The following is a 23,028-nucleotide window of genomic DNA, read 5'->3' as shown; positions in this document are numbered from 1 at the left end:
CCACGTCGCAAGCAAAGCCCCCAGACGGACTCGCTATATGAGGGCGGTCCGCCTGGGGGCTTTGTCACTCCAGAGGTGGGTCAAAATTAAACGCTGAAACGGGGTCAGTTTTAAACGCTCATTGACACTAAGCGCGAATCCACCTTCAAAGAAATCGCGGATAGTGTTCAGCCGTTGTTGACCATCCATCACCTCATATCGCGCTGCTTCACTTTCATAGAAAAAAACGGGTGGAACTGGTATGTTAAGGAGTAACGACTCAATCAGTTTAGACTTTTGCGTCGGAGTCCAGCGAAGGCGACGCTGATATTCTGGATGAAGGTTTATGGCCTCCTTATTTTTTATCATGTCACGAATTTGTGGCAGGAGAAAATTGTTGGTCTGGTAAACAATGCGAAATGCGTTTTGAGCTAAGAATTCGTCTGGATCACGCGTATCGGTAGCATCCGCCGGCTCGTCGGCATCATCTGTCTCACCAAGGTCAATTTCCATATCCACTTCGAAGACTCCGCTCAATATTCAATCACACTACGATATTTACGACGCCGCTGATGGCAATACCATCCTTTCCGACACCGGAATGGTCAGGATTGTGATCAACGCGTTGAACCCGACACGATGTAGGGTCGCACAGGATGCTCGAATGTCGATGAAGTTTTTTCGCTGTGCAACCCGCTCTTGAATGTCAGCTTTCGTTATCCTGTAGTGTCGTTTGCCTCTGCAGCGAAGGTCCAGAATCGCCCGAAGTGCCTGCTTCAGCATGCGAGAAACGCGGAAGGCTGCAGACATGGCCAGATCCCATATCGCGGATCTATGCGCCTGATCCGATCCCACGCGTGCTTACGACAGCTCGCACCAGTAACTGGCTGCGCTAGGGATGTCTTTCGAGCATAAGTATCCTGGCCAGAGTTTTTTTTGATGTTGCCTGCTTTGCGCTTTCTCCCGGGCAGCCTGAGAAGTTCCAAAAATCGCTAGCTGCCAAGGCCAACTGTTCGTCAGGCTTTGTTCCCCGAGCGCCAAAAAAACCTCTTGACACGTTCTGCGCAGGCTTATGATTTCGTTTGCGCACTATTATGGTTTTTCTGGGTAATATCGACGAAACCCATGTCAGTTGCACTTTGAATGCCCACAACTCCCGCATGTCATGCACCCCTCGACCATGCGCATCGCCAGATCTCCGCAGCTTGGGCACGCGGCGCCGCGACCGCCACCAAGTTTCACCACCTCTGCGGTCGGGTCGCTTTTCAGTCCCATTCCTTCGCCCGCAAGAAATCCTGTCTTGATCATATGCTGTTCCAGAATGCCTCCGATCGCGGCCAGAATGGAAGGCACGTATTTGCCCGACATCCAGGCGCCACCGCGCGGGTCGAACACCGCTTTCAGCTCCTCCACGACAAAAGACACGTCCCCCCCGCGACGGAAAACGGCTGAAATCATCCGCGTCAGCGCGACTGTCCAGGCGAAATGCTCCATGTTCTTGGAGTTTATGAACACCTCGAACGGGCGGCGGTGGCCGCCGAGTATGACGTCATTTACGGTGATGTAGATCGCGTGGTTGCTGTCGGGCCATTTCAGCTTGTACGTCATGCCTTCCAGCTCGGGTGGGCGGTCCAGCGGGTCGGACATGTAGATGACTTCGGCGCCGTCGCTGCTGACCTCCTGGGGGGCCGCGTTCGACGCCTCGCTGACGCTCAGGACCGAGCCGGTCACATCATTGGGGCGGTAGGTGGTGCACCCCTTGCAGCCGCTGTTCCACGCCTGCATGTAGACATCCTTGAACGCGTCAAAGCTGATGTCCTCGGGGCAGTTGATAGTCTTGGAAATGCTGCTGTCCACCCATTTCTGCGCCGCGGCCTGCATGCGCACATGATCGGCCGGGGCCAGCGTCTGGGCGTTGACGAAATAATCGGGTAGCTCCGCGTCGCCGAATTTATCGCGCCACAGTTGAACGGCGTAATCTACAACTTCTTCTTCGGTCCGGGTGCCGTCCTTTTGCAGAACCTTGCGGGTATAGCTGTAGGCAAAGACCGGCTCGATCCCGCTGCTGACATTGCCGGCATAGAGGCTGATGGTGCCGGTCGGTGCGATCGACGTCAGCAACGCATTGCGGATGCCATGCTTGCCCACCGCGCGGCGCACGTCGTCATCCATGCCCTGCATCGTGCCGCTGCGAAGAAATGCCTCGGCGTCGAACAGGGGAAAGGCGCCCTTTTCCTTGGCCAGATCAACGGAGGCCAGATAGGCGGCGCGCGCAATCGCTTTCAGCCATTCTTCGGTCTGCTTTGCAGCCTGCTCGGATCCATAGCGCTGCCCGACCATCAACAGCGCATCGGCCAGGCCGGTCACACCCAATCCAATGCGCCGCTTGGCCTGCGCCTCGGCCTCTTGCGCGGGCAGAGGGAACAGGCTGGCATCGACGACATTGTCCATCATCCGAACGGCGACAGCCACCAGATCTGCCAGCGCGGCCTGATCCAGCGCGGCATCCTCGCCAAACGGATCGCTTACCAGCCGGGCCATGTTGATGCTGCCCAAAAGGCACGCACCGTAGGGCGGCAGGGGCTGCTCGCCGCAGGGGTTGGTGGCCGCAATCGTCTCGCAATAGGCCAGGTTGTTGGCCTGATTGATCCGGTCGATGAAAATCACGCCCGGTTCGGCATAGTCATAGGTGGCCTGCATGATCCGGTTCCACAGATCGCGCGCCTGAACGGTGCGGTGCACAATCCCGTCAAACTCCAGATCCCACGCCTCGTCAGCGTCCACCGCCTCCATGAACGGGTCAGTGACCAACACGCTCAGGTTGAAATTGCGCAGCCGCGCCGGATCGCTCTTGGCGGCGATGAAATCCTCGATATCGGGGTGATCGCAGCGCATTGTCGCCATCATTGCGCCGCGCCGCGCGCCCGCGCTCATGATCGTGCGGCACATTGCGTCCCACACATCCATAAAGCTTAGCGGACCGCTGGCATCTGCACCCACGCCCCTGACCACGGCCCCGCGCGGGCGGATGGTGGAAAAGTCATAGCCGATCCCGCCGCCCTGCTGCATCGTCAGCGCCGCCTCGCGCAGCGCATCGAAAATGCCGCCCATATCGTCGGGCACCGTTCCCATGACAAAACAGTTGAACAACGTGACCGCGCGCCCGGTCCCTGCCCCGGCCGCAATGCGTCCGGCGGGCAAAAACCTGAAATCCTCCAGCGCGCCGTAAAACCGGTCTTCCCAAACCTCCGGCTCCTTTTCGACACTGGCCAGCGATCGCGCAACACGCCGCCAGCTATCCTCGACGCTGGTGTCCCCGACGCCGTCTGCGGGCGTGAAACGGTATTTCATATTCCAGATCTGTTCGGAAATTGGGGCAGCAAAACGGCTCATGAGGGAGGCTCCGGAAAGGCAGAAGGACAATGCGAGGACGGAACGCGAACAATAGGCGCGCGCCGCGCCGCGGTCAACGGCATGCGACGCCGCCAATCAATGCGATCCCGGCAGATCAGCGCGTAGCCTGCTGTTTTTTCTTGGTAAAAATACCCAATCCCGGCCTTTCAACGGGCGCGCGGTCAGCTGGCGCACAAACCGGCCATTCCTGTAAGGCTCGGCACAATAACGTCGCTATGGCATTGAACTTGGCGCCGCCCGGCATAAAATCACCGTCATGGCCCAGGCACCCCTCAATCTGATCAAGCTCAGCGTCGGCACCGACAGTGTTGATGACCTGATCGCGTGGCAATCATCAAAGCGCGCGCAGGGCAGTGATGGCCTGCCCCGCCATGTCACCCGCATGTGGCCCAAGCGCGCGGATGAGCTGTTGGATGGTGGCTCCATCTACTGGTTCATTCAGGGCGTTCTGCAATGCAGGCAGCGAATCCTGCGACTGGACGAGGTTATCGGCCAGGACGGGGTGCGCCGCTGTGCCATTATCCTGGATCCTCAGGTCATGCGCACCACGCCAGCACAGAAACGACCCTTTCAGGGCTGGCGCTACCTGCCGGGTGCAGAGTCTCCGGCGGATCTGACCACGCGCGGCGGCGAAGAGGACACGCTGCCTGCCAGCCTCAGCGCCGCCCTGGCAGATATTGGCGTGATATAAACGCAACAGGCTGCCCGTCAGATCGCGTGCCTGAGTCGCGTTAGCCAACCGTTTTTTCGACAAACACCCGACCAGGTTTCCAATATAAGCCATTGTTAATGAACGCTTTTAGGAAAGCGTCCATTTTGCAGATCTGGCTGAAATCACAGCCGGGCGCTTTATCGCCCATCAAAATCACATTTTCTTGAAACCCTCTGCCTGACCAGACAGTTGCATAACACAGGCTAACCCTGAATAGGGGGTCTATGAGGCGCAGGGCCAAAACCTTGGACACCACGCCCGAGCAGATTAACGAAAGGACACACAATGAAATACTTGCTCTCCGCAGCAGCAGCTTCCGCCCTGATGGCAGGCTCCGCATTCGCCGGCAACATCGAGCCCGCACCGATGGAGCCCGTGATTGCACCGGCACCCGCGCCCGTCTTCACATCGCCGAACTGGACTGGCTTCTACGCCGGTGGCCAGCTGGGCTATGCCGATATTGATGGCGACGGCACAACTACTCCTCCCGCCACTGCCTTCTCGGCAAATGGCGATGGCATGATCGGCGGTCTGACCGTTGGTTACGATTACGACTTGGGTGATTGGGTCGTCGGTGCTGGCGCAGATTATGACTGGGCTGACATCACGGTAGGCGGCCCCGGCTCTGCGGTCAAAATGGAAAGCGTCTGGCGCCTGAAGTTGCGCGGCGGTTACAAGCTGGGTAACGGCTTGCTGTATGCAACCGGCGGTTATGCCAACGCAGATACCAACTTGGCCGGCGACGCAGACGGTTACTTCGTGGGTGCTGGCTACGAGCACATGCTGACTCAGAACTTCTCGCTCGGCGGCGAAGTCCTGTATCATGAAATCAATGATTTCAGCAATGTTGGCGCTGGTCTCGCAGACTACGATGCAGACATCACAACCGTTCAGGTTCGTGCAACGTTCCGCTTCTAAGCAGACAGTCGGGCCAAACTGGCCCGGCAGCCTACTTTCTGAAACGCGCGGTCCCACTCGGGCCGCGCGTTTTTCGTTTCACTACCTGAAAATGCAGATTGCTGCGCGGGACTAAATCAGTCGACTTCCAGCAGCATCAACAGCGCCGCCAGCGTTGCGCGGTCCGCATCCGACATCGGCACATGCCTCGCGCGGAACAGTGTGGCCTGACTGCGCAGGATCAGCCCGTCATCCAGAACCTTCAAATGGTTTGCGCTCAGCGTATCGCCGGACGATGTGATATCGGCGATTGCCTCGGCCGTCTCATTCTTGACCGTGCCTTCGGTCGCGCCCTGACTGTCTACCAGACTATAATCGGCAACGCCGTTTTCGCGCAGGAAGTCCCGCACCAGCCGGTGGTATTTCGTGGCGATCCGCAAACGGTGCCCGTGATGCGCGCGAAATGCGGCGGCAACGGCATCCAGATCGTCCAGAATGCTGACATCGACCCACGCCTGCGGCACCGCCAGCACCAGATCGGCATGGCCAAAGCCAAGCTCGGCCAGTTCCGTAACGCGGTCTTCCCAGTTGCCCAGCTTTTCGCGCACCAGATCGGTGCCGGTCACACCCAGATGGATATGGCCCGCCGCCAGTTCCCGTGGAATTTCACCCGCGGACAGCAGCACCAGCTCGACATCGCCCGCGCCCTCGACAACGCCGGCATATTCGCGGTCCGACCCGGTTCGGCCCAGCGTCACACCGCGCGCGCCGAACCACTGAAAGGTCTTTTCCATCAGCCGCCCTTTGGACGGCACTCCCAGACGCACACTCATGACGCATCTCCCAGCCAGACCACCAGATCGGGGCGCACGACGCCGCCCACGGCGGGGATCTCGCGCCCCTGCCCCAGCTGCCGGGTCAGCGCGTCATAGCGCCCGCCCGACGCGACCGCCGGCAAGGCCGGATGCGCCTCGGAGGTGAAGCCAAAGACGAAACCATCGTAATATTCCATCTGGCTGCGCCCATAGGACGCCTCGAACGGCAGGTTTTCCACATCAATATTGCGCGCCTCCAGCGCCTCCAGCCGGGCGGCCAGCTGGGCGACCGCGCCGTTGATGCAGGGCATATCGACCGCGATATCGCGCAGGCGTTCCAGCGCATTGGGGCAGGTTTCGCGCACGGTAAGGATGGCGTCGATCATATCGACCTCGCCCTCGGACACCGGCGCAGCTGCTGCATCGCTGCGCAGCGCCTCGATGCGCGCGGCGATCTCGGACGCGCTGCGCAGCCCGATCAGCGGCCCGGCGGCGGCCATGGGATCTGCCGCCTCAAGCAGGGCGGTCCGGCTGGACGGCACGGGAACGCGCCCCGAAAACCGGTCCAGCAAGGCGCGAAAGCGGCGCGGCCGCCAGATATGACGCCGCAGCGCAGCCTTGCGCGCCGGTGTCGTGGTCAGCCCGTCGACGGCGGCCATCAGGATTCCGATATCGCCGGTCATCGCATGCAGGCGAAGCGGCGCCAATATATCGTGAAACCGGGCGAATACCTCGGCATCCGATTGCGCCGGGGTTCCGCGCTCGAACACCTCGTAGCCGACCTGAATATATTCGCTGGCCCGTCCGGTATCGGCCTCTTGCCTGCGGAACACTTCACCGGAATAGGTATATCGCGCAGGCTCTGCCGCGCCGTTCATATGCATCTGGACGACCGGCACGGTGAAATCGGGGCGCAGCATTTGCTCGCCCCTCACCGGATCAGAGGTGACATAGGCGCGGGCGCGGATATCTTCGCCATACAGATCCAGCAGCGTTGCGGCCGGCTGCAAGATCGCGGTTTCCACCACCTGCGCGCCGGCGGCCTCGAACACGCCGCGCAGCCGCGCGGCCTCGGCCCGGATATCGCATTTGCTCACATCGCCAGACGTGGGCGCGCTGTAGGCGCGGCGCGGCTCCTGCCCTGCCATCACGGCGCTCCGTCTGACTGATTTCCCAAAATTTCCAGCACCTTGGCAACCATCTGCGCACGCGGCACTTCAAATTGGCTGGGCCGTTCCTTCCACTCCTCCAGCGTCGCGCTGGCGGCAATCTTTGCGCCCAGAACCAGATCCTTGATCTGGACGACGCCCTGCGCCTGCTCATCCGCGCCTTCGATAATGGCCACGGGGCTGCCGCGTTTATCGGCGTATTTCAACTGGTTGCCGAAATTCTTGGGATTGCCCAGATACATCTCGGCGCGGATACCCGCCTGCCGCAATTCGCCAACCATGGCAAGGTAATCGGCCATGCGCGCGCGGTCCATCACGGTCACAACCACCGGCCCCTGCGCCGCAGCCTGAATCTGCCCCTTGGCCCGCAGCGCCGCCAGCAGCCGGTCCACGCCAATGCTGACGCCCGTGGCCGGCACGGCCTGCCCGGTGAAGCGCTTGACCAGATCATCATAGCGCCCGCCCCCGGCAACCGAGCCGAACTGACGCTTGGCGCCATTTTCGTCCAATATATCAAAGGTCAACTCGGCCTCGAACACCGGCCCGGTATAGTAGCCAAGGCCGCGCACAACGCTTGGGTCAATCTCGATCCGGTCCGGGCCATAGCCCTGCGCAGCCACCAATGCGGCGATTTCTTCCAACTCATCGACGCCTTCGGCGCCGATGACCGATCCGCCGACCGCTGCGCGCAGGTTGGCGAGCGTTTCCGCCGCATCAGCGCCCTTGGATGTCAAAAACGCGATCACCGGCCCGGCCTGATCATCGCTCAGCCCGACGCCATCGATATAGGCGCCGGACGCATCCAGCCGGCCCTTGCCCAGCAGCGCGCGCACGCCGTCACTGCCGACCTTGTCAAACTTGTCGATGGTGCGCAGCACAGCGTCACGCTGGGCCTGATCATCCAGCCCCATCACTTCCAGCACGCCGTTCAACACCTTGCGGTTGTTGACGCGCACAACATAGTCCCCGCGCGCAATTCCGACCTTCTCCAGACAATCGGCCAGCATGGCGCAAATCTCGGCATCCGCGGCAACCGACGGCGCGCCGACCGTGTCTGCATCGCACTGATAGAACTGGCGAAACCGGCCCGGCCCCGGCTTTTCATTGCGCCAGACCGGCCCCATCGCGTAGCGCCGGTAGGGCGTGGGCAAATCATCCTTGTGCTGCGCATAGACCCGCGCCAGCGGTGCTGTCAGATCGTACCGCAGCGCCAGCCAATCGCCCGGCTTCTCGCCCTCGTCCTCCTGCCAGGCGAACACACCCACGTTGGGGCGGTCCACATCCGGCAAAAACTTGCCCAGAGCCTCGACCGTTTCCACGGCCGAGCTGTCCAGCGCGTCAAAACCGTACTGGTGATAGACCCGCGCGATCGCGTCCAGCATCGCGGCACGCTCGACCACTTCGACGCCGAAATAATCACGAAATCCCTTGGGCGTCTGCGCCTTTGGGCGGGGGGTCTTCTTGGGCTTGGCCATCGTATGATTTCCCGAAGCTGTGCTACCTGCCGCGCGGTCTAGCCCATGCCCGGACCGGCAGCAAGTCAACCCACCCACGCAACCCCGGTCTTTCGCGCCGTGCAAGTTGGATAAATCGCAGCTTGAATGCGCCGCTGCCTAGCCGCTGATCCATGCCTCGGTGATCCAATCGCGCAGCGCTGCGTCATCCAGCGACGCGATAAAACGCGCGTCGGCGGGGTCTTCCAGATGGTAGAAAAAGACGACACGGCTGTTGCTGTCATATTCGGCCCTGACATATTCGCCATCCTCAGACCCTGACCCACCAATGGCGGGCGCGAAGCCAAGATCGCGCAGGATTTCAACCAATCTTTCCAGCTGGGCCTCATAGGCAGGGGAAAACCTTTCCCATATTTCCACCGGCTCAGATCCAGACAGGCCCCAGGCGAAGGGCTCGTTATCTCGGGTTCGGGGAAATCTGATATCGGTCGAAATTGTCCTGATCCTTATTTTACAGCAGAGTATTTTGCGGCGCGGCGCCTTCCGCTCTCACGCTGTATGCTGCACGAAAGCCTAGCCTATGCAAATGCCGTTACAATAATATGAATATTCTGGCGTCTTTTGACGCTAACCGGGGGTGTGATGGTGGTCCCAGCTGGATTCGAACCAGCGACCTCTCGCTTCGGAGGCGAGCACTCTATCCAGCTGAGCTATGGGACCACGAACCTGCCCCGAAGAACAGATACCCCGAAAGGCTGGCCCATCCCGCAGCGTCCGAAACTACCCCATAAACGGACAAGGTCCATCCGTGGGCAATGTTCCATCCGGCCAAGCGATGGGTGCCTGCGGCGCGATATACCCCCGCGCCGCCCTGCCCGCAACTCATAAATCCGCCTTCAGGCAAACAGATCGTTGCACAGCTCCAATGCGTCAATCAGAACATCAACTTCGGCCTCTGTGTTGTACAGGCCAAATGACGCGCGGCAGGTGGCGTTCAGCCCCAGATGCTGCATCAAGGGGCCGGTGCAATGCTGGCCCGCCCGAACCGCAACGCCCTTTTTGTCCAGAATGGTCGAGATGTCATGCGCATGCCCGGCCCCATCCATGGTAAAGCTGAAAATCGCCGCCTTATCAGGCGCCTGGCCCTGCACTTGCAGCCAGTTCAGCCCGCCCAGCCGCGCCGCCGCATAATCGCGCAGGCTGTTCTCATAGGCGGCGATATTCTCCATACCAAGGCCCATCATGTATTCCAGCGCCACGCCCAGCCCGATGGTCTGCACGATGCCCGGCGTCCCGGCCTCGAACTTCATCGGTGGGTCGTTATAGGTCACGCCGTCCTTGGTGACTTCGCGGATCATATCACCGCCGCCAAGGAACGGGCGCATCTCCGCCATCCGCTCGTGGCTGACATAAATCGCGCCAGAGCCGGACGGCCCATAAAGCTTGTGCCCGGTGATCGCGTAAAAATCACAGCCAATATCCTCGACATCGACCGGCATATGAACCGCCGCCTGACTGCCATCCACCAGAACGGCAACACCCTTGGCGCGGGCCGCCGTACAGATCGCCTTTACATCAACTTTGGTCCCCAAGACATTGGAAAGGTGGGTTATTGCGATCAGTTTGGTACGCGGCCCGATGGCGTCAATGACCTTCTGCGCGTCCAGCGCGCCGTTTACATCCGTATCCACCCATTTCAGCACCGCGCCCTGCCGCTCGCGCAGGAAATGCCATGGCACGATATTGGCGTGATGCTCCATCACGCTTAGCAGGATTTCGTCGCCGGGCTGAAACCGCGGCATCGCCCAGCCATAGGCGACCATATTGATCCCCTCGGTGGTGCCTGAGTTCAGCACAATCTGCGCCTCGTCCCGCACGCCCAGGAATTTGGCAATGATCGGGCGCACGCCCTCGTATTTCTCGGTGGCCAGATTGCTGAGGTAATGCAAGCCACGGTGAACATTGGCATATTCCTGGCTGTAGGCATTTGTGATCGCATCAATCACAACCTGCGGTTTCTGCGCCGAGGCGCCATTGTCCAGATACACAAGCGGCTTGCCATTCACCTCCCGCGTGAGGATCGGAAAATCGCCGCGTATCTTTTGAACATCGAGCATCACGCCCCTCCCATCACAGCTGCCACAAGCACGCTGAGGATTGCCGACAGCCCGACGACCATGGCCAGAACGGCCAGGGCAAGCACGGCTACCGACTTGAAAATATTGTTGAAACCATGTGCGCGGTCGATAAAGGTCACCAGAATGATCAGCCCCCAGACGGATGCGACCATGACCAGCGCCAGCGCCGCGAATGGCAGCGCCACCACCAGAACCAGCAACGCCAGTTGCACGGCAAGGCGCAGCACCTGTAGCCACGTCAGCAGCGCCAAAATCTGTGGCACCTGCCCCGACCCACCCAGACTGCGGCCAACCCATGTCAGCGTCAGGACCGTGATGACCAGCGCGCCGAACAGAAACAGGGTAAACAGCGCAGGCGATTGAAATGCCGGCGGAATCATCTGCACCGCTTCCGGATCAGGCTCCGCGCCCATGTGCATCGACAGCGAATAAACGATGCCGTTCAACACGCTCATCAACGCAAGCGCCATCCACAGCCAGTTGCGCGGCAGCCACAGCGCCATGATCCTGTCCGCCGCCGCGCGCGGCGAAAACAGCGTCTGGCGCGCCAGATCCGAAAGCAGTTTCGTATTCATGTCCGGCCCCATTCCGCCTCGCGCAAGCCAAGCGCCCAAAAAACGGCGAAGGCCACCAGCCACACGGCACCGACCGCCGTCAATCCCGGCCCCGGTCCGATAAATCCGGCGACAAGCCCACTTAGCAGAGCCACCGGACTGGCCGCAAGCAGCGCCCAAAACAGCGCCATCCGCGCGCCAAACCCCGTACCGCGCCCCCCGGCCAGACGCGCCGCCCAATGCGTGAGCAACGCAATCGCATAAAACAGTAAAGGCGCGATAAACGCCCACGCCAACAGCGCCCCGCCCAGCAGCGGATTAAGCTCTTCGCCGGTGATGAAAGCCTGCCGGGCCAGCGCGGGCCAACGGGCGATGAACATCACAACGCAGCCCGCCATCAAAATGGCCAGCGCGCGGTCTTCGCGCTGGCCCATGGACAGCAGGCGACGCATCACGGCGCCGGGGCCGCGATACGTCGCCACGATGTCGCGCACGACAGCCATCAGTCGCGACGCCGCTCCAGCCAGCCTTCCAGCAGCAGCTTGATCTCGTCTTGCAGCGTCTCGTCCTCGATCTCGTCCACGGCTTCGGCCAGGAACGCCATCGTCAACAGGTCCGTCGCGATCCCCTTTGGAACACCGCGCGCGCGCAGGTAATACAGGGCATCCTCGTCAATCGCGCCAGAGGTCGAGCCGTGCGAGCAGATCACGTCGTCCGCGTAAATCTCCAGCTCGGGCTTGGCCAGAAACTGGCTGTCGCCATCCAGCAGCAAGGATTGGCTGATCTGGTAGCCATCCGTTTTTTGCGCACCAGCCTTGACCAGGATCTTGCCCTGGAACACACCGGTCGCGCCGTTGCGCAGTACCTTTTTATAGACCTGACGGCTTTCACAACGCTGCGCGTCATGGGTGACAAACACCGTGTCATCGTGGTGAAAATCCCCATCGCCCATCGACGTGCCGGCAACATGCGCGATGGCATCGTCGCCGGTCAGCTCGATCACATATTCGTTGCGCGTCATCGTGCCATTGGCCGTCATGGTGAAGGATTTGAACCGGCTTTCCGTGCCCAAACGGGCAAACACATGCGTGGCCTCGCGCCGCTCGTAATCGCGGCCCTGGGTGCGCACATGGTGGAAGGATGCGCCATCCCCAATATCGACCTCCAGCACGTCATTGAGCCGCGCAGCCGCCGGCCCATTCTCCAGCAGCGTCATTTCGGCGCCGGCATCCAACTTGATGACATGGTGCAAGATCGCATCCGATGTTGTTGATTGGTGGCGATAAATCAGGTTCACCGGCCGCGCCAGCTTATCTGTGACGTGGATAATGATACCGTCCGTCGCCGCCGCCGTATTCAGCGCCGCCAGCGGACGCTGCACCGGATCCTGGCCGCGCTGCTCAAGCGCACCGTAAATATCCTTGGCCCAATGGATATCGGTTTGCCCGGCGTCTGCCAGCCGCTCAATCGTGACGCCTTCGGCGCCCAGATCATCGCTGGCGCTGGCATCAAAGACGCCATCGACGAATACGATCTTCAGCCGGTCTACTTCCCCGAAAATTTCCCGCTCGTCGCCAGGAAACAGCGCCGCTTCGGGCGCCGCCGCCTGGGTCAGAGTATCGGGACGGGTAAATTTCCAGTATTCATCGCGCCGCTGCGGCAGGCCCATGGCGCGCACCCGCGCCAGCGCATCCTTGCGCGCCGCCCGCGACCAGCCCGCATTCTCGGGCAAAGTCACGGCATTCAGCCGCTCCTCTGTCTGAGAGTGTCTGAGATTTGCCACAGCCATTACGCTACCTCCGCCAGAATGTCCGCATAACCATTCTTTTCGACCTCAACGGCCAGTTCGGGACCGCCCGTCTTGATGATGCGGCCGTCGGACATGATATGCACGAAATCGGGTTTGATATGATCCAGAAGTCGCTGATAATGCGTGATAACCAGAAAACCACGGCCAGCATCGCGCAGGGCGTTCACGCCATCGCTGACCAGCTTCATCGCGTCCACGTCAAGGCCGGAATCCGTCTCATCCAGGATGCACATCTTGGGCTCAAGCAGGGCCATTTGCAGGATTTCGTTACGCTTCTTTTCACCGCCGGAGAAGCCGACGTTGACCGGGCGCTTCAGCATATCCGCGTCAATATGCAGTTCCTTTGCCTTGGCGCGGATCAGCTTGAGGAAATCAGCCGCGCTCATTTCCTCTTCGCCGCGCGCCTTTCGCTGCGAATTCAGGGCAGTACGCATAAACGTCATGTTGCCGACGCCCGGAATCTCGACCGGGTACTGGAACGCCAGAAACAGGCCCGCCGCGGCGCGCTCTTCGGGTTCCATATCCAGAATGTCGACACCCTCCAGCGTCGCCGTGCCGCCGGTCACCTTGTAGCCATCGCGCCCTGACAAAACATAGCTGAGCGTCGATTTGCCCGAACCGTTCGGGCCCATGATTGCGTGCACTTTGCCCGCCTCCACGGTCAGGTCCACGCCCTTCAGGATCGACTTGTCCTCGTCTTCAAGATCGACATGCAGGTTCTTGATCTCAAGCATAATTTTCCCTTTCAACTGTTATCAGGCCGCTCAGGGCCGCATCATCATCTTTATGATCGGCAAAAGCCGATCGGGTGGAACGGTCATCGGCGTGACGTCAAATTCGGCCATCCGGCCAATCAGACGTGGGGCGCCAAGAAACTCTTCAATCGCGTGATAGCCTTCACGCCGCTTGTAGTCGTCAACCAGTAGCGTCACCGGCTTTTTCGTGCAGAACGCGGTCGCCATGGCGCATCCCGGACGAAAACGGCCATCGACCAGCACAACATCTGGCTGCCGGAACCCATTTCGCTGCCACACAGCCAGCGGATATTCCGCGTACCGGCGCCAACCCGCGGTATTCACAGGCTTTCCCCATTCGCCAGTCTCTCCGATATTGGCCCAGATCACGTCGACCTGCGTGCCGCTGGCGGGTGGGTTTTGCGAAAACCAGTCCCCCATCATCGCGGCCCAAGATTCATCGCTTTCGACGGAAAAGACGGTCTTTCCAGGCATTTCCGATGCCAAGACAGTCGATCCTCCAGATCCGTATTCCAAAATCACATCCGCCTCGGCATAGGCGTGTGCCACCCGATCTGCTTCGGCGGCGGGCATGGTCAATTCCGGGCGTGTGATCACAGCGGCGCTCACAACGCACCGCCAGCAACCAGCACATAGTTGCAGTTTTTACGGCTGTGCCGCACGGTCCCGGCGATGACGTAGTCGTGCGCCACGCGCCAATCCTCAAACGCAGTCGCGTTGCTTTCATCCACCTCGATCAGGATCACCGGCCTGTGGGTTGCGATCGTTTGCCTCAGCCCGGAAAGTACTTTCATTTCCATGCCTTCCACGTCGATCTTGATCAGGTCCGGCGTTTCACTGCCCAGCAGATCGTCGCCTGCGTGAACGTCTATATCCCCCTTGCCCTCAAACATCTTCGTGGCTCCGAGATTGCGGTCGTGGCGCTTCATTCCAAACCCCGCCTGAGACCGGTCAGACAAGCCGACACCCAGCAAGCTGAGGTCTATGACACCCTCCAGATGGTTTATCAGCACATTTGCCATAAGCGGCGCCAGCGCGAGGGGGGTTGGCTCTATCACCAGCACACGCGCGGCATGCATCCGGGTCGCAAAGAACAGCGCATGATTTCCAACATTTGCACCGATATCAATCACATGCGCGTCATCTTTAACGTAACGCTTTAAGCTTTCCAGCTCCTCCGCTTCAAAGAAGGTGCCTTTGCGCCATGCGTTCTGTATCGGATCACGCTGCATGTTCAGGCACAGGTTCAAACCCATCTGCGGCACGTGAAGAAGCTCGAAGGCCGGAAACGACACCGGCAGACCGTCGGCAAGCGCTGCGCGCGCGGACGCGACGTCGAAATACGTCTCGTCCGTAAGCTCTGGAAGAGGCAGGACAATATCGCTCATCCCTGCCTCCCCCAACTTATTACCAACCAGCGCGGCATCATCGGATTTACCCGACGGATCCTTCGAGGGAGATCGCAACAAGCTGTTGCGCCTCCATGGCGAACTCCATCGGCAACGCCTGCAACACGTCCCGGCAGAAGCCGTTGACGACCAGCGCCACCGCCTCTTCCTCGTCCATGCCGCGTTGGCGGCAATAGAACATCTGATCGTCGTCCACCTTGGACGTGGTCGCCTCATGTTCGACACGGGACGAGTTATTTTTCACCTCGATGTATGGCACCGTATGCGCGCCGCATTTATCGCCGATCAGCAGACTGTCGCACTGCGTATAGTTCCGCGAATCCTTGGCCTTGGGATGCATACTTACCAAACCGCGGTAGGTGTTCTGCGCGCGCCCCGCGCTGATCCCTTTGGACACGATGCGCGATTTGGTGCGCTTGCCCAGGTGGATCATCTTGGTGCCGGTATCGGCCTGCTGCATGTTGTTGGCGATGGCGATGGAATAGAACTCGCCCTGGCTGTCGTCGCCGCGCAGGATGCAGCTGGGGTATTTCCACGTCACGGCAGAGCCGGTTTCGACCTGCGTCCACATCACCTTGGCCCGGTCGCCGCGGCAATCGGCGCGCTTGGTGACGAAGTTGTAGATGCCGCCCTTGCCATTCTCATCGCCCGGATACCAGTTCTGGACGGTGGAATATTTCACCTCGGCGTCTTCCTCGACGATGATCTCGACAACCGCGCCATGCAGCTGCGCCTCATCGCGCTGGGGCGCGGTGCATCCCTCCAGGTAGCTGACATAGCTGCCCTTGTCGGCGATGATCAGCGTGCGCTCGAACTGGCCGGTATTTTCGGCGTTGATGCGGAAATATGTCGACAGCTCCATCGGGCAGCGCACGCCCGGCGGCACATAGACGAACGATCCGTCCGAGAATACAGCTGAGTTCAGCGTTGCATAGAAGTTGTCGTTCACCGGCACGACGGTGCCGAGATATTTCTTGACCAGATCGGGGTAATTGATGATCGCCTCGCCGATCGAGCAAAAGATCACGCCCGCCTCAAGCAGTTCCTTCTGGAAGGTCGTTCCGACCGAAACCGAGTCGAACACCGCATCGACGGCCACCTTGCGCGCCTCGGCGGGCATTTCGCCCGCGCCTTCGACACCGGCCAGAATTGCCTGCTCCTGCAATGGGATACCCAGCTTGCTGTAGGTTGCCAGCAGCTTGGGATCGACCTCGTCCAGCGATTTTGGCTTGACCTTCATGGATTTCGGCCGCGCGTAATAATACTGGTCCTGAAAGTCGATCTCAGGATAGTCGACCATCGCCCAGTCCGGCTCGGTCAGGGTCAGCCACCGCTCGAAAGCCGCCAGACGCCAGTCGGTCATCCATTCGGGTTCTTCGTTCTTCTCGGAAATCAGCCGCACGATATCGGCGGTCAGGCCCTTGGGCGCAAACTCCATCTCGATATCGGTGGACCAGCCGTGCTTGTAGGCGCCGCCCACCTCGCGAACGCGGTCAACCGTGTCCTGATCTACGCCCTCCTTGGCCACATCCTCGTGAACCGGTGCGTCATCCAATGCCGTCATGTCAACTTCTCCCGTATCAAGCCGCGCCGTCTCGGGCGCGATGTCTGTCCAGATGCTTCAGCCACGTCTCGGCAAAGCGCATAATTTCGTCTTCGGTCGTCTGCGGCCCGAGCGATACCCGAATCGCCGATGCCGCATCCGCCTCGTCATATCCCATCGCGCGCAGCACGGCGCTGGCGCGCACCTTGCCGCTGGAGCATGCGGACCCGGCCGAAATGGCAAAGCCTGCAAGGTCCATCGCCATCACCTGCGTCTCGCCCTTCCAGCCCGGCGTCAGCAGGCACGATGTGTTTGGCAGCCGCTCCGCGCCATTCCCGACAAAAATAGTCTTATTCGCGGCGGCCGCAATAGTCTTTTCTAGAATGTTTCTAAGTTTCTCCACTCGCTGCCAGATACCTGCGTCCAGATCGCGCGCTGCCGCCTCTGCTGCCGCGCCGAATCCGGCGATGCCGATGATGTTCTCCGTGCCCGACCGGCGGCCCATTTCCTGACCGCCACCCTTGATCTGCGCGGCGACATCCGTGCCGCGCCGCACAACCAATGCCCCGATCCCCTTGGGACCGCCCAGTTTATGCGCCGAAATCAGCGCCATTTGTGCGCCGCTCCAGTTGAAGGCGACCGGCAGTTTGCCGAACGCCTGCGTCATATCGCAAACGGCAATGCCGTCAGGCAGATCCTGCACGATCCCCGTCTCGGAATTGGCAAGCTGCAACGCCGTCCGCGCCGGAGCGGCAACCCCGACCGCCCCTCCCGGCGACACCGGCAAGGCCCCATCCGTCCACGCCGCCACCGCCTCATGCTCGACCGGGGCCGAGGTCAGAGCGCGCCCGGCGCAGGCCAGCGCCGCCGCCTCGGTCGCGCCGGAGGTAAAGATAACATCCGCCCCATCCGCCCCGAGCGCCGCGGCGACCTGCGCGCGCGCGCGCTCGACCAACGCCTTGGCCGCGCGGCCCTCGGCATGGACGCTGGACGGATTGCCGATGACATCCATCGCCGCGATCATCGCCGCGCGCGCCTCGCTTCGCAAAGGGGCCGTCGCGTTATGATCCAGATAAACGCGCTGTTTCACGCTGCCCCACTTTCATTTTTCCAAAAATACTCATTTGCGCGCGCAGCGCAGTCAGCCCTCTTGGTCGTCGTCCACGATTGCCAAAAGCGACGGAACCGCCGGGCACGGCGCCAGCGTGTTGCCCACAACATCGCTCAGCCTTGTCTGATGCAGAAATACATAGACCTGCGCACTCAGCCCTTCCCACAGACGGTTGGTCATTGACTGCGCGCGGCTGCCCGAGGCGCCGCCCGAGGCGCCGGCCCCCTTGTGCATGGCATCGACCGTCTCATCCACGGCGGCCAGAATCTCGGACACCCGAATTTCGGACGTGGGCCGCGCCAGCCGGTAGCCGCCGCCTGGGCCGCGCACGGACGTCACCAGATCAGCGCGGCGCAGCTTGACGAACAGCTGTTCCAGATAGGGCAGCGAAATGCTCTGGCGGCGCGACACCTCGCCCAGAGTGACAAGCGCGCCTTCGGGTTGCAATGCGATATCGGACAGCGCCACCATGGCGTAGCGGCCTTTTGTGCTGAGTTTCATGGCGAATCCCTCCCCTTGCTGGATGCGAATAGATTGACCTTGTGCGCAGGGGCGCTTATCTCAATCACAGCTCACCCTGACCCGCCGCCTGCATCCGCAGGGGCAGCCCTGACATTAGAATTGTTCTAAGGCGCACCGGCAGCGCCGTCAACGGAGATTATCCGTAGACGGAGATTGCCGCAGCCCTGACCCGACAGCAAGGAATGCCGACTATGCCCGAGGTTATTTTTCCCGGCCCCGAGGGCCGACTTGAAGGCCGCTATCATCCGCAAAAGGAAAAGGACGCGCCCATCGCCATCGTGCTGCACCCGCATCCGCAGTTCGGCGGCACGATGAACAACAAGGTTGTGTATAACCTGCACTATGCCTTTTACAAAATGGGCTTTACCGTGCTGCGGTTCAATTTCCGCGGCGTGGGGCGCAGCCAGGGGGAATACGATCAGGGCGTGGGCGAATTGTCCGACGCCGCATCGGCGCTGGATTATCTTCAGTCGATGAATGCCAATTCCAAGCATTGCTGGGTTGCGGGATTCTCGTTCGGTGCATGGATCGGCATGCAGCTGCTGATGCGCCGCCCCGAGATCACCGGCTTCATTTCCGTCTCGCCCCCGGCGAACATGTACGACTTCTCGTTCCTTGCGCCCTGCCCGGCGTCCGGCTTGATGATCAACGGCCTGGCCGACCGCGTTGCGCCGCCCGCCGATACGGTCGCGCTTGTCAACAAGCTGCACGATCAGCAAGGCATCACCATCCAGCACGAGCAGGTTGAAGGCGCCGGACATTTCTTTGAGGATCCGCACATGGACCCGATGATTGAAACCGTCACAAGCTATGTCAAGCGCCGCCTGACCGAAGGAACCCGCTAACCCCATGGGCGTGACCGAGGATCTGGCCGACCAGTTGGCGCAGGATGCGTTGAAGGCTGAGGAAATCACCGGCGACACCCGGATCGTCGATGATCTGGCAAGCATGATGGGCGCGACGTCCCAAACTGCGGAAGAGGCATTTCTGACGGCTGTCCGGGTCCGCCGGGCCAATGCCAAGGCCCGAAAAATGCTGGCAGATCGCGTGAGGGCGTTTCAGGCTGCAAAGGGCACGCCGCCGCAATCCAAATGAGCGCCTGCGGCGCGCAGGTTTTCCTACTGGCGCGTGCGGCGGGTCGAGTGAGCCATTCTTGGTTCAGCGCTGGCCGTGGGTTCGGGCGCGCTCCGCGCGGGGATATTTAAGGCAAGAAGAAAGGAAGGCCGGGTCACGATGATCCGGCCTTTTTCCTGGCCTCGGCCTTGTTGGCGCGGGTTTTGGCGACAACTTTTTCGGCCAGATCGCGGGCGATGGAGAAGGCGCCCTTGATCTTGTCGCTGTCCTTGGTCCAGTCGCGGCGGACAATCACCTTGTTGTCCTTGATCTTGGCGAGGCCGCGCTGTTCCTTGATGAATTCGACGAGGCCCTCGGGCGAGGCGAATTTGTCGTTGTGGAATTGAAGCGTCGCACCCTTGGGGCCGGCGTCCAGCTTGGCGATGCCGGCCTTGCGGCACATTCCCTTGATGCGCACGACCAGCAGGAGGGTGTTCACCTCCTTGGGCAGCGGGCCGAAGCGGTCAATCAGTTCGGCGGCGAAGCCTTCCAGCTCGACCTTGGTGTCGAGGCTGCTGAGACGGCGGTAGAGGCCAAGACGGACGTCGAGGTCGGGCACATAGTCTTCGGGGATGAGGACCGGCACGCCGAGATTGATCTGCGGCGCCCATTGGCCGCCATCATCGGCAATCCCCTCGGCCTCGCCCGATTTGATGCGGGCCACCGCCTCTTCCAGCATGGATTGATACAGCTCGTAGCCGACATCGCGCATCTGGCCGGATTGTTCCTCGCCCAGAAGGTTGCCGGCGCCGCGAATGTCCAGATCCTGCGATGCCAGAGTGAAACCGGCACCGAGCGTATCGAGGCTTCCGAGGACGCGCAGGCGCTTTTCGGCGGTGGAGGTCAGTTTCAGGCGCGGCTTGGTTGTCAGATAGGCGTAGGCGCGGGTTTTGGAGCGGCCGACCCTGCCCCGGATCTGGTAGAGCTGTGACAGGCCGAACATGTCGGCGCGGTGGATGATCATCGTGTTGGCGGTGGGGATATCGAGGCCGGATTCCACGATGGTCGTCGCCAGCAGCACATCGTATTTGCCGTCATAGAAGGCATTCATGCGCGTATCCAGCTCGCCCGCCGCCATCTGGCCGTGCGCGATGACATAGGTGAGCTCGGGCAACTCGTTATCCATGAAGGCTTCGATCTCGGGCAGGTCGGAAATGCGCGGGACGACGAAGAAGCTTTGCCCGCCGCGATAATGCTCGCGCAGCAGCGCCTCGCGGATGGTGATGGTGTCAAATTCGCTGATATAGGTGCGGATCGACAGCCGGTCGACGGGGGGCGTGCCGATGATCGACAGATCGCGCACGCCCGACAGGCTGAGTTGCAGCGTGCGGGGGATCGGCGTGGCGGTCAAGGTCAGCACGTGGACGTCGCTGCGCAGTGCCTTCAGCCGTTCCTTGTGACCGACGCCGAAACGCTGTTCCTCGTCGATGATCAGCAGGCCAAGGTTATGGAAACGAACCGTTTTGGCCAAGAGCGCGTGGGTGCCGACGACGATATCGACCTGCCCCTTGGCCAGACCGTCGCGGGTGGCGGCGGCATCCTTGGCACTGACAAAGCGTGACAAGGGGCGCACGTTGACGGGAAAGCCGCGGAACCGTTCAGCAAAGCTGTTATAGTGCTGGCGCGCGAGCAGCGTCGTGGGCGCGATCACCGCCACCTGCATCCCCGACATGGCGGCGGCGAAGGCGGCGCGCATCGCCACTTCGGTCTTGCCAAAGCCGACATCGCCGCAAATCAGGCGGTCCATCGGGGTGCCGGCCTGAAGATCGGCCATCACATCCTCGATCGCGCGCAGCTGGTCGTCGGTTTCCTCATACGGGAAGCGGGCCGAGAATTCCTCCCACGCGTGGTGTTCGGGCTCCAGCACGGGGGCCTTGCGCAGGGCGCGTTCGGCGGCGATGCGGATCAGGCGATCGGCCATCTCGCGGATGCGCTCCTTGAGCCTGGCCTTTTTCGCCTGCCATGCGCCGCCGCCCAGCTTGTCCAGCAGCCCCTCTTCGTGGCCATAACGGCTGAGCAGTTCGATATTCTCGACCGGCAGATACAGCTTGGACGCCTCGGCATATTCCAGCACGAGGCACTCATGCGCCGCCCCCAGCGCCGTGACCACCTCCAGCCCCAGATAGCGGCCAATGCCGTGATCGACATGCACCACCAGATCGCCGGGATTGATGCTGGTGGCCTCGCTGAGGAAATTCTCGGCACGGCGGCGGCGCTTGGGGGCGCGGATGAGGCGATCGCCCAGGACGTCCTGTTCGGCGATGACGGTCAGGTGGCTGCCCTGATGCGGCCCTTCAAAGCCCGACTCCAGCCCCCAGACGGCCAGATGCAGCCCCGTCTTGCCCAGCCTCCGGGCCGAGGTGACGGTGACCGGGCCGATCAGGCCCTCATCCTCCAAAAGGCCCTCCATCCGTTCGCGGGCACCTTCGGAATAGCTGGCCAAGAGGACCGGGCCCTTTTGCATCTTTGCCTGAATATGATCTTTCAAGGCCCCGAAAAGGCTGATGCTTTCCTGTTGGCGTTCGGGCGCGAAACTGCGCCCGATACGCCCGCCCGCGTCAATGACGCCGGCGCCCGTGGCCTGCGGCAGGGCCGACAGTTGCAGCGTGCGGTGCGGCGCGAGGGCGCCCTCCCACGCGGCATCGTCCAGATAAAGCTGGCCCGGCGGTACGGGTTTGTAGACGCTGTCGCTGCGGCCCTTGGCGGTCATGGCGTGCTGGCGCGCGCTGTACTGATCCTCGATACTGTCCCAGCGGGCCACGCGGGAGGGGGTCAGCCCGTCATCCATCACCACCGGCGCGCCGGGGATATAATCGAACAGCGTCTCCAGCCGATCATGGAAAAACGGCAGCCAATGTTCGGCGCCCTGCGCCTTGCGGCCGGCGCTGATCGCCTCATACAGAGGATCGTCAGACCCGGCAGAGCCAAATTCGATGCGGTAATTCTGCCGGAACCGGGTGATCGCGGCCTCGTCCAGAATGACTTCGGAGACGGGCGCCAGCTCGATCATGTCCAGCTTGGCTGTGGTGCGCTGGGTTACGGGATCAAACCGGCGCGCGCCGTCCAGAACATCGCCGAATAGATCGAGCCGCACAGGCCCGCCGCCATCCGCATCACCGGGCGGGAAAATGTCGATGATGCCGCCGCGGATGGCGTAATCGCCCGGTTCGGTCACGGTGGGGCTGTTGACAAACCCCATGCGCACCAGAAACGCGCGCAGCGCCGCCTCGTCAATGCGCTGGCCGACATGGGCGGTGAAGGCTGCGCCGCGCAGCACATCGCGCGCCGGGATACGCTGCATCGCAGCGCCAAGCGTGGTCAGCAGCACGTATTGCGCGGGCATATCGTGCACGAGGCCCGCCAGCGTGGCCATGCGCGCGGCGGAAATATCGGCGTTGGGCGATACGCGGTCGTAGGGCAGGCAATCCCACGCCGGGAACTGAACCACCGGCATATCGGGCGCGAAAAAGCGCAGTGCGGCGGTCATCGCTGCCATGCGTTTGTCATCGCGTGCGATATGCAGGACAGGGCCGCCGGCGCGCGCCACCTCGTCCAGAACAAGGCGCGCGTCGAACCCTTCGGGCGCGCCGGAAACGGTGATGGCATTGGATCGTTGGGTCATGTCACATACTT

General features: G+C 61.4%; 21 protein-coding genes and 1 tRNA gene. 4 read left to right on the top strand and 18 right to left on the bottom strand.

The features are described from left to right. Positions 1-33 precede the first annotated feature (33 nt). Together DQ230_RS12210 and DQ230_RS12205 are read right to left on the bottom strand one after the other, a co-directional pair. The gene (locus tag DQ230_RS12210) at positions 34-492 is read right to left on the bottom strand and encodes a DUF262 domain-containing protein (RefSeq protein WP_113912902.1); all 459 of its coding nucleotides are present in this window, start codon (positions 490-492) and stop codon (positions 34-36) included. Positions 493-1,107: 615 nt separating this feature from the next. Continuing rightward, entirely contained in the window at positions 1,108-3,372 is a 2,265-nt protein-coding gene (locus tag DQ230_RS12205) for an adenosylcobalamin-dependent ribonucleoside-diphosphate reductase (protein WP_113912901.1), read from the bottom strand. A gap of 277 nt (positions 3,373-3,649) precedes the next feature. Here DQ230_RS12205 and DQ230_RS12200 point away from each other — a divergent pair, with 277 nt between their 5' ends. Both DQ230_RS12200 and DQ230_RS12195 read left to right on the top strand, forming a co-directional pair. Continuing rightward, positions 3,650-4,084: a DUF1489 family protein gene (locus DQ230_RS12200; RefSeq protein ID WP_113912900.1), complete on the top strand. Its 435-nt coding sequence runs from the start codon at positions 3,650-3,652 to the stop codon at positions 4,082-4,084. A 306-nt stretch (positions 4,085-4,390) separates the two neighbouring features. After that, a complete protein-coding gene (locus tag DQ230_RS12195; RefSeq protein WP_113912899.1) occupies positions 4,391-5,023 on the top strand; it encodes an outer membrane protein in 633 nt (210 codons plus the stop codon). 116 nt (positions 5,024-5,139) lie between these two features. Here the strand turns inward: DQ230_RS12195 and hisG are convergent, their stop codons facing one another. The 15 genes from hisG to iscR form a co-directional block, all read right to left on the bottom strand. Next, positions 5,140-5,835 (bottom strand): ATP phosphoribosyltransferase, encoded by a 696-nt coding sequence (gene hisG, locus DQ230_RS12190; RefSeq protein WP_113912898.1) that lies wholly within the window; start codon positions 5,833-5,835, stop codon positions 5,140-5,142. Further along, positions 5,832-6,965 (bottom strand): ATP phosphoribosyltransferase regulatory subunit, encoded by a 1,134-nt coding sequence (locus DQ230_RS12185; protein ID WP_113912897.1) that lies wholly within the window; start codon positions 6,963-6,965, stop codon positions 5,832-5,834. The genes hisG and DQ230_RS12185 overlap by 4 nt, the downstream gene beginning before the upstream one ends. Further along, positions 6,965-8,461, bottom strand: a complete 1,497-nt coding sequence (gene hisS, locus DQ230_RS12180; protein WP_113912896.1) for a histidine--tRNA ligase — start codon at positions 8,459-8,461, stop codon at positions 6,965-6,967. Before hisS ends, DQ230_RS12185 begins: the two co-directional genes overlap by 1 nt. Before the next feature lie 138 nt (positions 8,462-8,599). Then, positions 8,600-8,860 (bottom strand): hypothetical protein, encoded by a 261-nt coding sequence (locus DQ230_RS12175; RefSeq protein ID WP_113912895.1) that lies wholly within the window; start codon positions 8,858-8,860, stop codon positions 8,600-8,602. A 223-nt stretch (positions 8,861-9,083) separates the two neighbouring features. Beyond that, positions 9,084-9,160 (bottom strand) — tRNA-Arg (locus DQ230_RS12170). Positions 9,161-9,336: 176 nt separating this feature from the next. Continuing rightward, complete coding sequence (locus DQ230_RS12165) at positions 9,337-10,557, bottom strand: cysteine desulfurase (protein WP_113912894.1); 1,221 nt, start codon at positions 10,555-10,557, stop codon at positions 9,337-9,339. Continuing rightward, on the bottom strand, positions 10,557-11,153 hold the full coding sequence (locus DQ230_RS12160; protein ID WP_238987514.1) for a Yip1 family protein: 597 nt from the start codon (positions 11,151-11,153) through the stop codon (positions 10,557-10,559). The genes DQ230_RS12165 and DQ230_RS12160 overlap by 1 nt, the downstream gene beginning before the upstream one ends. Next, positions 11,150-11,635 (bottom strand): YIP1 family protein, encoded by a 486-nt coding sequence (locus DQ230_RS12155; protein ID WP_113912892.1) that lies wholly within the window; start codon positions 11,633-11,635, stop codon positions 11,150-11,152. Before DQ230_RS12155 ends, DQ230_RS12160 begins: the two co-directional genes overlap by 4 nt. Continuing rightward, entirely contained in the window at positions 11,635-12,921 is a 1,287-nt protein-coding gene (gene sufD / locus DQ230_RS12150) for a Fe-S cluster assembly protein SufD (protein ID WP_113912891.1), read from the bottom strand. The genes DQ230_RS12155 and sufD overlap by 1 nt, the downstream gene beginning before the upstream one ends. After that, positions 12,921-13,676 carry a Fe-S cluster assembly ATPase SufC gene (gene sufC / locus DQ230_RS12145; protein WP_113912890.1) on the bottom strand — a complete coding sequence of 252 codons (756 nt, stop codon included), beginning with the start codon at positions 13,674-13,676 and terminating at the stop codon, positions 12,921-12,923. Before sufC ends, sufD begins: the two co-directional genes overlap by 1 nt. A gap of 30 nt (positions 13,677-13,706) precedes the next feature. Further along, positions 13,707-14,270, bottom strand: a complete 564-nt coding sequence (locus DQ230_RS12140; protein ID WP_113912910.1) for a hypothetical protein — start codon at positions 14,268-14,270, stop codon at positions 13,707-13,709. Between the two features lie 32 nt (positions 14,271-14,302). Then, complete coding sequence (locus DQ230_RS12135) at positions 14,303-15,085, bottom strand: FkbM family methyltransferase (RefSeq protein WP_238987513.1); 783 nt, start codon at positions 15,083-15,085, stop codon at positions 14,303-14,305. Between the two features lie 46 nt (positions 15,086-15,131). Then, a complete protein-coding gene (gene sufB, locus DQ230_RS12130; protein WP_113912889.1) occupies positions 15,132-16,670 on the bottom strand; it encodes a Fe-S cluster assembly protein SufB in 1,539 nt (512 codons plus the stop codon). Positions 16,671-16,686: 16 nt separating this feature from the next. Then, positions 16,687-17,739, bottom strand: a complete 1,053-nt coding sequence (locus DQ230_RS12125) for a cysteine desulfurase family protein (RefSeq protein ID WP_113912888.1) — start codon at positions 17,737-17,739, stop codon at positions 16,687-16,689. Positions 17,740-17,790: 51 nt separating this feature from the next. After that, positions 17,791-18,261, bottom strand: a complete 471-nt coding sequence (gene iscR, locus DQ230_RS12120; protein WP_113912887.1) for a Fe-S cluster assembly transcriptional regulator IscR — start codon at positions 18,259-18,261, stop codon at positions 17,791-17,793. A gap of 212 nt (positions 18,262-18,473) precedes the next feature. On the opposite strand from iscR, the gene DQ230_RS12115 reads away from it, so the two are divergent. Together DQ230_RS12115 and DQ230_RS12110 are read left to right on the top strand one after the other, a co-directional pair. After that, on the top strand, positions 18,474-19,127 hold the full coding sequence (locus DQ230_RS12115; protein WP_113912886.1) for an alpha/beta hydrolase: 654 nt from the start codon (positions 18,474-18,476) through the stop codon (positions 19,125-19,127). Between the two features lie 4 nt (positions 19,128-19,131). Beyond that, complete coding sequence (locus DQ230_RS12110; protein WP_113912885.1) at positions 19,132-19,377, top strand: hypothetical protein; 246 nt, start codon at positions 19,132-19,134, stop codon at positions 19,375-19,377. Positions 19,378-19,510: 133 nt separating this feature from the next. Here DQ230_RS12110 and mfd read toward each other — a convergent pair whose 3' ends face one another. Further along, positions 19,511-23,017, bottom strand: coding sequence for a transcription-repair coupling factor (mfd, locus tag DQ230_RS12105; protein WP_113912884.1), 3,507 nt, complete (start codon positions 23,015-23,017; stop codon positions 19,511-19,513). Between the last annotated feature and the right edge of the window lie 11 nt (positions 23,018-23,028).

This window comes from Roseovarius dicentrarchi (genome assembly GCF_003316635.1).
GTDB classification, from domain to species: Bacteria; Pseudomonadota; Alphaproteobacteria; order Rhodobacterales; family Rhodobacteraceae; genus Roseovarius; species Roseovarius dicentrarchi.
The sequence above is the reverse complement of the archived record's forward strand: the minus strand, read 5'-3'. Positions and strand labels throughout refer to the sequence as shown.